The organism is Aquimonas sp., assembly GCF_044377145.1.
GTDB lineage: Bacteria > Pseudomonadota > Gammaproteobacteria > Xanthomonadales > Xanthomonadaceae > Aquimonas.
This window is the reverse complement of sequence record NZ_JBILJQ010000026.1, coordinates 1-12,991: the sequence shown is the minus strand read 5'-3', so window position 1 is coordinate 12,991 and position 12,991 is coordinate 1. Positions and strand designations below refer to the sequence as shown.

11 protein-coding genes are annotated in these 12,991 nt (G+C 65.2%); 1 reads left to right on the top strand and 10 read right to left on the bottom strand.

Annotation, left to right across the window (positions count from 1 at the left end; all coding sequences use genetic code 11):
- Positions 1-465: 465 nt before the first annotated feature.
- From ACIQ7H_RS09880 to ACIQ7H_RS09850, 7 genes are all read right to left on the bottom strand, one after another.
- The gene (locus tag ACIQ7H_RS09880) at positions 466-1,734 is read right to left on the bottom strand and encodes a hypothetical protein (RefSeq protein ID WP_395790908.1); all 1,269 of its coding nucleotides are present in this window, start codon (positions 1,732-1,734) and stop codon (positions 466-468) included.
- Between the two features lie 36 nt (positions 1,735-1,770).
- Positions 1,771-2,190: a hypothetical protein gene (locus ACIQ7H_RS09875; protein WP_395790906.1), complete on the bottom strand. Its 420-nt coding sequence runs from the start codon at positions 2,188-2,190 to the stop codon at positions 1,771-1,773.
- Between the two features lie 16 nt (positions 2,191-2,206).
- Positions 2,207-3,052: a hypothetical protein gene (locus ACIQ7H_RS09870; RefSeq protein ID WP_395790904.1), complete on the bottom strand. Its 846-nt coding sequence runs from the start codon at positions 3,050-3,052 to the stop codon at positions 2,207-2,209.
- Positions 3,053-3,304: 252 nt separating this feature from the next.
- Complete coding sequence (locus ACIQ7H_RS09865; RefSeq protein ID WP_395790902.1) at positions 3,305-4,129, bottom strand: ferritin-like domain-containing protein; 825 nt, start codon at positions 4,127-4,129, stop codon at positions 3,305-3,307.
- Between the two features lie 4 nt (positions 4,130-4,133).
- Positions 4,134-5,603, bottom strand: coding sequence for an amidophosphoribosyltransferase (gene purF, locus ACIQ7H_RS09860; protein ID WP_395790900.1), 1,470 nt, complete (start codon positions 5,601-5,603; stop codon positions 4,134-4,136).
- Positions 5,604-5,656: 53 nt separating this feature from the next.
- A complete protein-coding gene (locus tag ACIQ7H_RS09855; protein WP_395790898.1) occupies positions 5,657-6,208 on the bottom strand; it encodes a CvpA family protein in 552 nt (183 codons plus the stop codon).
- 17 nt (positions 6,209-6,225) lie between these two features.
- Positions 6,226-7,293 carry an SPOR domain-containing protein gene (locus tag ACIQ7H_RS09850; protein WP_395790896.1) on the bottom strand — a complete coding sequence of 356 codons (1,068 nt, stop codon included), beginning with the start codon at positions 7,291-7,293 and terminating at the stop codon, positions 6,226-6,228.
- 69 nt (positions 7,294-7,362) lie between these two features.
- On the opposite strand from ACIQ7H_RS09850, the gene dnaG reads away from it, so the two are divergent.
- Positions 7,363-9,102, top strand: a complete 1,740-nt coding sequence (gene dnaG, locus ACIQ7H_RS09845; RefSeq protein ID WP_395790894.1) for a DNA primase — start codon at positions 7,363-7,365, stop codon at positions 9,100-9,102.
- Positions 9,103-9,319: 217 nt separating this feature from the next.
- Here dnaG and metK read toward each other — a convergent pair whose 3' ends face one another.
- From metK to folC, 3 genes are all read right to left on the bottom strand, one after another.
- The gene (gene metK, locus ACIQ7H_RS09840; RefSeq protein ID WP_395790892.1) at positions 9,320-10,513 is read right to left on the bottom strand and encodes a methionine adenosyltransferase; all 1,194 of its coding nucleotides are present in this window, start codon (positions 10,511-10,513) and stop codon (positions 9,320-9,322) included.
- A 116-nt stretch (positions 10,514-10,629) separates the two neighbouring features.
- A complete protein-coding gene (locus ACIQ7H_RS09835) occupies positions 10,630-11,595 on the bottom strand; it encodes a magnesium and cobalt transport protein CorA (RefSeq protein WP_395790890.1) in 966 nt (321 codons plus the stop codon).
- On the bottom strand, positions 11,592-12,848 hold the full coding sequence (folC, locus tag ACIQ7H_RS09830) for a bifunctional tetrahydrofolate synthase/dihydrofolate synthase (RefSeq protein ID WP_395790888.1): 1,257 nt from the start codon (positions 12,846-12,848) through the stop codon (positions 11,592-11,594). Before folC ends, ACIQ7H_RS09835 begins: the two co-directional genes overlap by 4 nt.
- Between the last annotated feature and the right edge of the window lie 143 nt (positions 12,849-12,991).

Here is a 12,991-nt window from a genome sequence, read left to right as displayed (position 1 = left end):
GGCCATGCATTGAGAAATCGCGCCCGCCCGCCTTTCTGCCTGCTCCCAAAACGGGGGTACACCGTGCCTGCAATTTGGAGAACCGCAGACCATAGCGAGTGCAGAGTTCGGGCACCGGTGACAAGACGCGGGGTGTGATCTCAAAGATCCTGGAAAGCCAATAGACCCGAAGGCGCTTTGGCACCCCAATGCCAGGATCGGCGGACGGCCGCAGGAGCTGAAACACAACCCGCAGCCTGTCGGGCTTTGGAGGGCGATGCGATAGTCGACTGCGAGAGGAAAGTTCGTCTACGATCCGCAGGCCGAATGGGCTCTCGCCCAAGAATGGGCGGGCTGTGGATCGCGTAGGCGGATTAACGGCCCGAGCGACCAAAGTCCGACAGGCTTCCAGGCTCTGAACCTCAGCATCTCGCAAAAAGAAAGGGCGCCCGTAGGCGCCCTTTCTTTCTTGCATCAAGCTAACGCTTAGTGATTGCGACGGAAGCCAACAAGGGCGACACCGAAGCCAACCATCAGAGCGATCAGCGCAAACATCGACCAGGTGGACGTGGCGGGCACGACCGACGGAGCGACGAAAGCGGAGCCCGCAGCGGCCGTCACGTTGAACGTGTCGGTGCGCGTGGTGGCCGGGTTGCCGCCAGTGACTGCGCAGGAAACCGCGAACGGACCCTGTGCGGCCGACGTCAGCGGCAGTGACACAACAACGTTCTGCGCCAGTGCAGAGCCGGTGATCGTCTGGTTCGCAGGCGAGACAGTGGCTGGCGCAGCAGCGGTGCAAGCGATGGTGGCCGAACCGCTACCAGCGCCACCAGCAGCGGTGAACTCGATCGCGCGGGTAACCGTCTGCCCGATCGTGCCGGTCGGCATTGCGAACGCGCCGATCGGAGTCACGGTGGTGATGGTCGGGTTGACCGGAGCCACCGAACCCGCCGGACAAGTCGCCGTCCAGGTACGAGCTGCGCCCGGGGTCGCGGTATCACCGTCGATCTCGGTGCAGGTCACGCTGCCGTTGGCAGCCGCTGCACCGTAGGTGCAACCGACGGCAACGTTCTGCGGGCCAGCGGCGGCAAAGTTCAGCGACGGAGTCACGGTGAAGCCGGCAGTCGCCGTACAGGCCAACGAAGCCGTACCAGAGTTACCTGCTGCGGTCGCAACGATATTCTGGGTGGCCGTACTACCGATCACACCCGAAGCAAACGCGCCCAAGGCGCCCGGAGCCGGGGCGTAGGAGAGGGTCAGCGGGACCAGCGGCGCGTTGATGATCTCCACCGTAGCGTCGTTGATCGTGCAAGCCGCGGTGGCTGCAGCAGCGTCTAAGCAACCATCGCCCAACCCCGCGTTGAACTGGAAATCCAGGTTGGTAACGCCGAGAGGTGCAGCGGCTACCGACGTGAACGCGATCTCACAGACGGTCCCATTTGCCAACACCGGGGTGGCGAAGTTCTGCGTGACTACCACCACCGTGCCGGCTGTGGGGATTGTGCAAGCAGTGGCGCCCGAGGCGATCGTGGCCGTGAGCCGGGTGCTGTCGTAAATCAGACGACCTTGGAAGTTGTTGGTCGTTTCTCCAGACGCAGCCTGCTGGAAGACCACCGCGTGGGGGGTCGGACTCGTCGCACCGCCAGCCTGTAAAGCTGTCGCAGTAGCTGGGGTGATCGAGATGGTGCCGGCGTCAGCGACGCCGGCCATTGCAGCGAGGCAAAAGGTCGCGAGGATCTTTTTGTTGAAATTCATTGTTTTTTCCTTAGCAGGGCTGACGCACTTGGCACTTTACTGTACGGTTTCAACTGACAGGATCTGGCCGTTCGCGTCCACTGACTCCAGACGCTCCAACACGAAACTGCCTGTTCCACCCACCGACTTGATGGATCCGAAGGAAATGATGCCAGCAGGCATCGGCTGCCTGTCATCATTCACAATTGTCGCGATCAGCTTTCCATCTACTACGTTCTGCTCGAGCACGTAACCTTTAGGCAACTCTTTCGCGAAATCTGAAAGATCCAATTGGGCTTTGCCGGGAATCAGGATTTCCAGCTGAACACCGACCGACTGCCCATCACTGACATAGTCGATCGCAACCGAAGACCCACTCTTTGCAGAGCCCTGGGTAAACAAGAGCTGCTCGGCGTTTGCGGAAGAAGCAATTGACACCAGCGCAATAGCGGCGCTCAACACGAGTGACTTTTTCATGATGTTCTCCGTTACCTTAGTTGGCGCCGCCGCAGAATGTACCACCCAGATTCTGGCTGATGACCTGAGCAACCAGAGTTCTGTCCGCCAGCGAGACAATCCCGTCCTCGTTCATGTCCGGCTGACCGGGTGCAACACCAGTTCCAGTGACTGCGCCTGAAATCTCGTTTCCTATAGTGATCCGGTCAGCCAAGCTGATGATGGTGTCGATGCCGTTGGCGTTTCCGCGACACAGGAAAGGAATCGGCGTGGTCGCAGACCGATCCGAAACGAAAGCGTCTGCGTTGATTGTGCCAGTTCCGCCGGCCCCAATCAGCCCAAGCGAGGCTGAGCCGACCGTTCCCGTGGCCGAAGTTCCGGTTACGGTGGTGGCTGCAGCTGCAGCGTTACCCTTCACCGACGCTGTGAATGCGCCGCCGCTGTTGTGGCGCAGGAGCACTTGATACCACCTGTTAGCAACGGCCGGGACGGTGGCTACACCCGTCGGACCGCTGAAGCTGATCGCCGAGCCATTGAAGCTGACGCCGACGATTTCCGCGCCAGCACCACCGTTAGAAGCCGTGGCGCTGAACACTTTCCCGGTGCCACCGGTGTAGAAAGCAAAACGCGCTTGGTAGACCGCCTCAGCATTGGGGGTGTCGTCGGTCACGAACTGCCCCGGATTGGCGCGAATCGCGCACTTTTCGCTGTATCGCGCGGTCCGGTTGGCGTTGCCTACCGGCAGCTCAGGGCCGCTGGCGAGCAAACCCGTCGCAGCACCGGTATTGCCGTTCCAAGCGGTGATGTTGCACGCCTCTACGGCCGCAAACGGGAGCGCCAGCAGCATCGCTGCGGCGAGAACACTCTGAGTCAATGCTTTCATTTCACCCTCTCTGGAGATATGTGCTGCAAGCTACTGATCTGGACGGTATTCGTCCGACAGCCCCCTAGGCCGGCCGTAGGCTAGCACAGGAAATACGCAACAGGGAACTCCTGCTTGCGCTTGCGGTCGTTCGAAGCCTCGACCCCCCGGCTGGGGAGTCTCAGGGTGTTTATACGCAGCCGCGCGGCGGTTCAGGCCACGTTGCGCGGAAATTTTTTCGAAGCGTGATGGTGTCCGCGCTTGGCGCAGCCTTCACGCCTGCGAAAGCGCCTTCCGCCCCGCTCGCTGCTCCAGCCCGGCGATCTCGTCGGCGCTGAAGCCTGCAGCCATGCGGGCGGTACTGTTGAAGGGCGGCTTCACGCTGTCGGGCGCATGGGTATCGAGCAGGTGCTGAAAGGTGCTGACCGGCTCCAGCCCGGCGCGCGCGCAGCACCACTGATACCAGTGGGTGCCGATGGCAACATGGCTGACTTCTTCTTCGAGAATCACTTCGAGCACGGCCACGGAGGCCGTATCGCCAAGGTTATGCAGGCGCGCGATCATGCCCGGGGTGACATCCAGCCCACGTGCTTCCAGCACGCGCGGCACCAGGGCCATCCGGATCAGGCAGTCGTGGGCGGTCTTGCAGGCCATGTCCCAGAGGCCGTTGTGGGCATCGAAGTCGCCATAGGCGAATCCCAGGGCCTGCAAGCGTTGCTGCAGCAGTTGGAAGTGGCGCGCTTCGTCGTCGGCAACTCGCGCCCAGTCCATATAAAAGGAGTCGGGCATGCCGCGAAAGCGGTAGACCGCGTCGAGCGCCAGATTGATGGCGTTGAACTCGATGTGGGCGATGGCGTGCAGGAAGGCCGCCCTGCCCTCGTCGGTGCCGAGACCACGCTGCGGCAGTGCACGCGGGCTGACCAGGTGCGGACGCGCTGGGCGCCCGGGCTCGGGCAGTTCAATCGCTGGGGCGGACTCTCCAGGCTTGAGTTGGCCCGAGCGCAGCGCTTCAAACAGGGCTCTGGTCCGTCCGCATTTCTCGCTCGGGTCGCAGACCTGCAACACCTGCAGAGCTGCGGCATGCAGATCACTGCTCATCTGCTCACGCCTGTCGGCGCAGCCGCTTGGCGTCGTCCGAGCGCTGCGCGCGAATGCGCTCGAAGTAGTCGTCGTCGATGCCGGTGACGTACTCGCCGGTAAAGCAGGAGGCGTCGAAGTGGGTCAGGCGCTGCTTGGGGCCGCCAACGGCCTGTTTCAGGTCATCGAGATCCTGATAGATCAGCCAATCGCAGCCGAGCTGATGCTGGATATCGTCTTCGCTACGGCCATGCGCCACCAGCTCTTCGGCGGCCGGCATGTCGATGCCGTAGATGTTGGGGTAGCGCACTGGTGGTGCGGCGGAGGCCAGATACACCTTGCGGGCGCCGGCCTCGCGCGCCATCTGGATGATCTGCCGGCTGGTGGTGCCGCGGACGATCGAGTCGTCGACCAGCAGCACTACCCGGTCGCGGAACTCCAGCGGAATCGGGTTGAGCTTGCGGCGCACCGATTTCACCCGCTCACCCTGCCCCGGCATGATGAAGGTGCGGCCGATGTAGCGGTTCTTGATGAAGCCTTCGCGGTACTTCACCCCCAGCACATTGGCCAGTTCCAGGGCCGAGGTACGCGAGGTGTCGGGAATCGGAATCACGGTGTCGATGTCGTGATCGGGCCGCAGGCGCAGGATCTTCTCGCCGAGCTTCACGCCCATGCGCATGCGCGCCTTGTGCACCGAGACGTCGTCCATCATCGAGTCGGGCCGGGCGAAATAGACGAACTCGAAAATGCAGGGCGCGTGCTGAGCCGCCGGTGCGCACACCTGTGCAAACAGCTCGCCGCGCGGCGTCACCACCACGCACTCGCCGGGTTTGATATCGCGCACCCGGATGAAGCCGAGGATGTCCAAGGCCACGCTTTCCGAGGCCACGGCGTATTCGATGCCTTCCGGCGTATCGCGGCGGCCCAGCACCAGCGGCCGGATGCCATGCGGATCACGGAACGCGACCAAGCCCAGGCCCAGCACCAGGCTGACCACCGCATAGCCACCGCGGCAGCGCGCGTGTACGCCAGCGACAGCTTTGATCACGGTTTCCGGCGACAGGGTGCCCTGTTCGGCCAGCTCATGCGCGAACACATTGAGCAACACTTCGGAATCGGATTCGGTATTGACGTGTCGACGATCCGCCGCGAACACCTGGCCACGCAGGGCCTCGGTATTGATCAGATTGCCGTTGTGCGCCAGGGCGATGCCATAGGGCGAGTTGACGTAGAAGGGCTGGGCTTCATCCGAGCCTTCCGAACCCGCTGTTGGATAGCGACAGTGGCCGATGCCCATGCGCCCGCCGAGCAGGCGGATCTGCGGCTCGTCGAACACATCCTTGACCAGCCCATTGCCCTTGTGAATCCGCAGGCGCATACCGTCAGCGGTGGCGATACCGGCCGCGTCCTGGCCGCGATGCTGGAGCACGGTGAGCCCGTCATACAGGGCCGGGGACACCGGGCCGGTGCCGACGATGCCGATGATTCCGCACATGGGAAAGATCCTTGGGGGCTTGAACCCGCGGGCGCCGCCGCGGAGGGCGCGCATTATCGCGCGTCGGGCGCTCGCTGGGCTGAATCGGCCGGCAGCTTCAGCTCGATGACCGGAACGAAGTTCACTTCGTCAGCCACCGCTTCCGGCAGGCGGGTGCGCAACCACTCGGCGCCGCGCTGGAACGCCGGCAATACCCGCGACTGCTCCCACCACGGATCGGCAGGCAGAGCTGTGAATCCAGCCAGCAGCACCACCACGGCGGCCAATGCGTAACCGCGCACCGCGCCGAACACCAGCCCGAACAGGCGATCCGTACCGGACAGGCCGGTCGACTTGACCAGTTTGCCCATCAGCCAGGTGGCCAGACCGCCGACGGCCAGCGCCAGCGCGAACAGCAGCGCGTAGCCGAGCAACAGGCGCGCCGAGGGTGCCTCGACGACGCCTTCAAACAGCAGGGCCGCCGCATCGCCGTAGGTGAAGGCCAGCCAGAACGAGGCCACCCACACCGCCAGGGACATCACTTCGACCACGAAGCCGCGCCAGAAGCCGACCAAGACGGACAGCCCGACAATGGCCAGCAAGACGATATCGGCCCAACTCAACATGGATGCGTCCACCGTGTTCAGGGATGGCCGACCACAAGGCCATCGATGCTCAGCCGCGCCTTGATGGCATCGCGGCGGCGCTCGGCGCTGGCACGGTCGAGCTCCGGACCGACCCGCACCCGCCACAGGGTGCCGGCATCGGTGTTGACGCGTTCGACGAACGCGGGGAAGCCCGCACCGCGGGCGCGCTCGCGCAGCAGGTTGGCGTCGGCCTCGCTGCGCAATGCGCCGAGCTGCACGGCGAAGCCCGCCGCTGCTGGCGTTCGCGCCGGGGCCGGCGCCGGTGCGGTTGAGTTGGCATCCAGGCTGATGATGCTGGTCGGCAGATCGCGCTGCATCGCCAGCGCCGCAGCGCGGGCGCGTTCTGCCTCGCCGCGCTGGGCGAACGGCCCCAGGCGGATACGGCGCACGGCGCGGCCCTCCAGGCTGACGCTTTCGGCATACGCAGCGATGCCGGCACCTTTCAGCCGCGCCAGCAGGCTCTCGGCATTGGTGACGTTGGCATAACTGCCGACATTGACCGCGAAATTGCCGCCGGCGGTCGCGGTGGGCAGGGCGGCGGCTGGGGCGGGTGTCGGACGTTGTGCAGGCGTCGGCGGGGACGTGGGCGCAGGTGCAGGCACGGGTGGCGATGCCGCTGCGGGAGCGCTCGAAGTCGTCGGCGACTGAGTCTGCGCGGGTGCCGCGGTTGGCGGTGTCGAAGCCGACGTGGACGTCACTACCGCGGAAGCCACGCTGCTCTGCGCCGATGCGCTGGTCGCAGACGCAGACGATCCTGCCGACCCGGTCGGCTGACCGCTCAGCGCGTCGACGCGCTCGGCAGCGCCGGTCTCGACCACCGGCAGCACTTCCACGCCATCCGCAGGCGCAACCGCGGCCGGTGTTGGCAGCCCGGGCGCAGGCAACACGGGAATGTCGCGGGTTTCCAGCGGCCGGTCCGGCCGGTTCGGGAGGTCCAGGCTCAACTGCTCGGAGCCGGATTCGCGCTCCGAGTCCGGGCCATCCACCAGCATCGGCAGGAAGATCACGGCCAGCGCCACCAGCACGGTGGCACCGATCAGGCGCTGCTTCAGGGCTGCATCCATGGCGGGCTTCACGGGCTTGAGCGGAGACGCGGCAGTATAGCGGCCGGGCCGGCGGCTACACTTGCGCGCATGTCCCGCATTCCCGACAGCTTCATCGACAGCCTGCTGGCGCGCACGGACATCGTCGAGCTGATCGATGCACGTGTGAAGCTCAAGCGTGCCGGTCGCGAGTACACCGCCTGCTGCCCTTTCCACGACGAGCGCAGCCCATCGTTCACGGTCAGCCCGACCAAGCAGTTCTATCACTGCTTCGGCTGCGGGGCGCACGGCACCGCCATCAAGTTCCTGATGGAGTACGACCGGCTGGAGTTTCTCGACGCGGTCGACGAGCTGGCCAAGCGCGCCGGCATGGATGTTCCGCGTGATAACAAGCCTGACCGCGCCAATAGCGACGACTTCGGTCCGCTGTATGCCACCACCGGCGCGGCCAGCGCGTTCTTCCGCGCCCAACTGAAGGACGCCGCCGGCGCGCGCAGCTACCTGCAGAAGCGCGGCGTCGATGCCGCCACCCAGGCGCGCTTCGAGATCGGCTATGCGCCGGCTGGCTGGGACGGCTTGCTGTCGGCCCTGGGTCGCGATGAGACCCAGCGCGTGCTGCTGGACAAGGTCGGCCTGCTGTCGAAGAACGATGCCGGCCGCACCTATGACAAGTTCCGCGACCGGCTGATCTTCCCGATCCACGACCGCCGCGGCCGCGTGATCGGTTTCGGCGGCCGCGTGCTGTCGGCCGACGACAGCCCGAAATACCTGAACTCACCGGAGACCCCGCTGTTCCGCAAAGGCCGCGAGCTGTACGGCCTGTGGCAGGTGCGCCAGGCGCATTCACGCATCCAGCGCCTGATCGTGGTCGAGGGCTATATGGATGTGGTCAGCCTGTTCCAGTTCGGCGTGACCCAAGCAGTTGCGACCTTGGGCACCGCCACCACGCCCGACCACGCTGAGCTGCTGTTCCGCAATTCCGGCGACGTCTATTTCTGCTTCGATGGCGACCGCGCCGGCCGTGGCGCCGCATGGAAGGCGCTGGAATCGACCCTGCCTCGGCTGCGAGACGGTCGTCAGGCGTTCTTTTTGTTTCTGCCGGAAGGCGAAGACCCCGACACCATCGTTCGCAGCGAAGGCGCCGAGGGCTTCGATCGCCGGCTGCAGGCGGCGATGCCGCTGTCGGAGTTCTTCTTCAACGAAATGGGCCGCGATATCCGCATGGACAGCCTGGACGGTCGCGCCCGCTTGGCCGAGCGCGCACGGCCACTGATCGAACAAATGCCCGACGGCGCGTTCCGCGATCTGATGCGGCAGAAGCTGGCGGAACTGACCGGCCTGGCGGCACGCACACAGATCACGCGAGCCCCGGAACCGGCGATGCCGCGCCCACGCTCGCAGCGGCGCTCGATGGTGCGGATCGCGATCGAACTGCTGCTGCAGCAGCCAACGCTGGCGCAGCGGATCGAACCACCCTTCGTGTTCGCCTATCTCGACCAGCCCGGTGTACCGCTGCTGCTGGATCTGCTGGGACGCTGCCGCTCGCGTCCGGACATCAGCACTGGCGCCCTGCTCGAAAGCTACACCGACAGCCCCGAAGTGGCGGCTCTGACCAAGCTCGCGATGGCCGAGATCATTTCCCCGCCGGAAGGCTGGGCTGAGGACTTCGACGGCGCGCTGCGCGGCCTGGAACTGCAGGCACTTGAGCAACGCGAACGCGAACTGCATGCGCGAGCTCGCGAGATCGGCCTGCAGAATCTGGCGCCCGAAGAGAAAGACGAACTGCGCCTGCTGCCGCAGTTGAAGGCGGAGCGGCGGCTGCCGTTCTGAGCGGGGATTCCGGAGCTGAGATTCGGGATTTCGCGGCCAGCTGGCGGCGGCGATTGAACGCCACGCTACGAGCGGGGCTCTTTGCTCAAGGTTGGTGTGAGCGATGGAGAGGAGCGCGAGCAGCCGGCCTGCGGAGCGCTGCTCAATCCCGAATCCCGAATCCCGAACGAGAAAGGCCGCCCGAAGGCGGCCTTTCTCGTTGCATCCCGGAACTTGCCTACTTCAAACCTGAATCCGCCCGCAGCGCGTCGGCGCGGTCGGTCAGCTCCCACGAGAACGTGGTGTAGCTCTCGCCGTTGGCCAAGGTGACCTGCTGCGGCTTGCGGCCGAAGTGGCCATAGGCAGCAGTGGCCTGATACATCGGGTGCACCAGATCGAGCATCTGGATGATGCCGTAGGGGCGCAGGTCGAAGTGCTTGCGGATCAGCTTCTCGATCTTGTCGTCGGCGATCTTGCCGGTGCCGAAGGTGGTGACCGAAATCGAGGTCGGTTCGGCTACGCCGATGGCGTAGCTCACCTGCACCTCGCAGCGGTCAGCCAGACCGGCCGCGACGACGTTCTTGGCGACGTAGCGGGCTGCGTACGCGGCCGAACGATCGACCTTGGACGGATCCTTGCCCGAGAACGCGCCGCCGCCATGACGGGCCCAGCCGCCATAGGTGTCGACGATGATCTTGCGGCCGGTCAGACCGCAGTCGCCCACGGGGCCGCCGATCACGAACTTGCCGGTCGGGTTGATGTGGAACTTGGTGTCCTTGTGCAGCAGCTTCTCGGGCAGCACCGGCTTGATGATCAGCTCGCGCACGGCCTCGACCAGATCCTTCTGCTTGATGCCCGGATCGTGCTGGGTCGACAGCACCACGGCGTCAATCGCCACGGCCTTGCCGCCCTCGTAGCGCAGGGTCACCTGCGACTTCGCATCCGGGCGCAGCCACGACAGCTTGCCCTTCTTGCGCACCTTGGCCTGCTGCTCGACCAGACGGTGCGAGTAGTGGATCGCCGCCGGCATGTACTCGCGGGTTTCGTTGGTGGCGTAGCCGAACATCAGGCCCTGGTCGCCCGCGCCCTGTTCTTCGGGGTTCTTGCGGTCGACGCCCTGGTTGATGTCGGGCGACTGCTTGCCGATCAGGTTGAGCACGCCGCAGGTGGCGCCATCGAAGCCGACGTCGCTGCTGTCGTAGCCGATGTCGGCGATCACCTTGCGGGTCAGCGCCTCCAGGTCGATCCAGGCCTCGGTGGTGATCTCGCCGGCGACGATTGCCACGCCGGTCTTGACCATGGTTTCGCAGGCCACGCGGGCGCGCTTGTCCTGGGCCAGGATGGCGTCGAGGACGGCGTCGGAAATCTGGTCGGCCAGCTTGTCCGGGTGGCCTTCGGAGACCGACTCGGAGGTGAAGAGGTAGCTGCTCATCGGCGCTCTATCCTTGTATACGGATGGATGGATACTTGAAGCGGCCGCGCATGATACACGCCGCTCCGGGAGATTGCATGGCGGCCGTTGTCAAGCCTTCAGGCGCGATCGGCGGGCTACAGCCACTGCACTTTTTTCAGTTTCCGGTACAGCAGCAGCACGATGCCAAGCGTCAGCACCAGCACGCCGGGATAGCCGAATCGCGTGCTCAGCTCGGGCATCAGCTCGAAGTTCATGCCGTACCAGCCGGTGACGAGCGTCGGCACCGCCAGCAGCGCGGCCCAGCCGGCGAGTCGCTTGACCACCTCGCCTTGGGCGACCGTCACCAGCGCGAGGTTGACCGACATCGCGGCGGTCAGCATCTCGCGCAGGGTGTCGGTGGATTCGTTGATGCGCACCGCATGGTCGAGCACGTCGCGGAAATACAGCCGGGTGTCGGGATGGATCAGATTGGGATACAGCCGCTCCAGCGGCGCCAGTACGTCCTGCAGCGGCGCCACCGCCAGCCGCAGTCGGGTCAGCTCGCGCTTCAGCTGATACAGACGCTCGATGGTGCCGCGGCGGAAGGCCTGGTCGAAAATGTCGCGTTCAAGAACATCCAGGGCCTCGCGGAAACCATCGACGATCGGAAAATAGTTGTCGACGATCTGGTCGAGCACCGCATACAGGCCAAAGCTCGGACCAGCCGCCAGGTATTCCGGATCGCGCTCGCAGCGAGCCCGCGCCGGCGCATAGGACACCGAGCTGCCGTGGCGGACGGTGAGCAGGAAGCGCTCGCCCAGAAACAGATGGGTTTCGCCGAACCGCACCTGCTCGTCGAGCATCTGCACGGTATGCACCGCGATGAACAGGACGTTGTCGTAGAGCTCGACCTTGGGCCGCTGGTGGGCCTTGTGCGAGTCCTCGATCGCCAGTTCGTGCAGGCTGAACTCCTCCTGCAGTTTCAGCATCAGGTCGGGATCGGGCGCGGTCAACCCGACCCAGATAAACCCCTCACCCGAGGCCAGCACGTCGGAGACGTGTTCAAAGTCCAGCGCCTCGCGGCGGCCATCGGCGTGGTAGTGGATGCAGTTGACGATCATGCGCGGAGGATACCGTCTGCGCGCAGCGCCGCCAGCGCTTCCGCAATGGTGTGGAAGGAGCCGAAAACCAGTACGCGCTGATCAGCGCTCACTGCGCCAAGCGCGGAGTGCAACGCGGTGGCGACATCGGCCCTGATTTCGAGTTCGGCTTGCGGTACTGCCGCCTGCATCCGAGCCGCAAGCCTCTGCGCAGACTGGCTGCGGGCGCCTGCGTCCAGTCCGGCCAGCCACCACCGGCTGATGTGCGGAGCGAGCAGCTGCGCAACGCTTTCGACGTCCTTGTCGGCCAGCGCCGCAAACACCGCCACGGTCAGCTTGGGATGCGTGGCGAGAAACTCGGCCAGCTGACGCGCTGCCTGCGGGTTGTGGCCGACATCCAGCACGATCTCCGGCGCGGTTGCGACCGTCTGCAGGCGCGCGCGCGCGGCAGCGCTGGCAATGCCGGTCGCAATCGCTGCAGCCGGCACGCTGAGCAGCCGCAGCGCGCAGGCAGCTGTAGCAGCGTTGTCGAGCTGCGCGGGCGCCTGCAGCTGCGGCCGTGGCAGCGCGAGTTCACCGGCGCTGTCGCGGTATCTCAGCGCATCGCGGCCGACTTCTATGTCGAACTCGTGGCCGCGCCGATACAGCCGTGCGCCGACGGTGTTGGCGGTCTCGATCACGCTGGCCGGCGGATCAAGCTCACCGAGGATCGCCGCTCGACCGGCGCGGAAGATACCCGCCTTCTCGCGACCGATGTGTTCGCGGGTCGGGCCCAGCCACTCCATGTGGTCCAGATCGATCGTGGTGACGATGGCGATGTCGGCATCGACCAGATTGACCGCATCCAGCCGGCCGCCGAGGCCGACTTCGAGGATGGCCAGATCGAGCTTTGCGCGCGTGAACAGCCACAGCGCGGCGAGCGTGCCGAACTCGAAATAGGTCAGGGCGATGTCGCCGCGTGCCGCTTCGATCGCCTCGAATGCGGCGATGAGTTGCGCATCCGTGGCATCAAGGCCGTGCAGACGCACGCGCTCGTTGTAGCGCTCGATGTGCGGTGAGGTGTAGGCGCCCACCTTCCAGCCCACCGCCAGCGCGGCCGCTTCCAGCAGTGCAACCGTCGAGCCTTTGCCGTTGGTGCCGGCCACCGTGACCACCCGCGTCGCCGGCCGCAGCACGCCCAGCTGCTCGGCCACTGGGCGCACCCGGTCCAGGCCAAGCTCGATCGATTTCGGATGCAGCTGCAGCTGATGTTCAAGCCAGGCGTCGAGGTTCATGCGGGGTCTGCAGGGGCACCGGGCAGAAAATGAACGCGGAGCATAGCTGTCAGATCCCGGACGATCGCGTACCTGCTTGACGAAGAGTTCCGGGTGGGTGGATTGCCAGCGTTTGAGCGCCAGAACCGGAGTCTCGTGGTTGA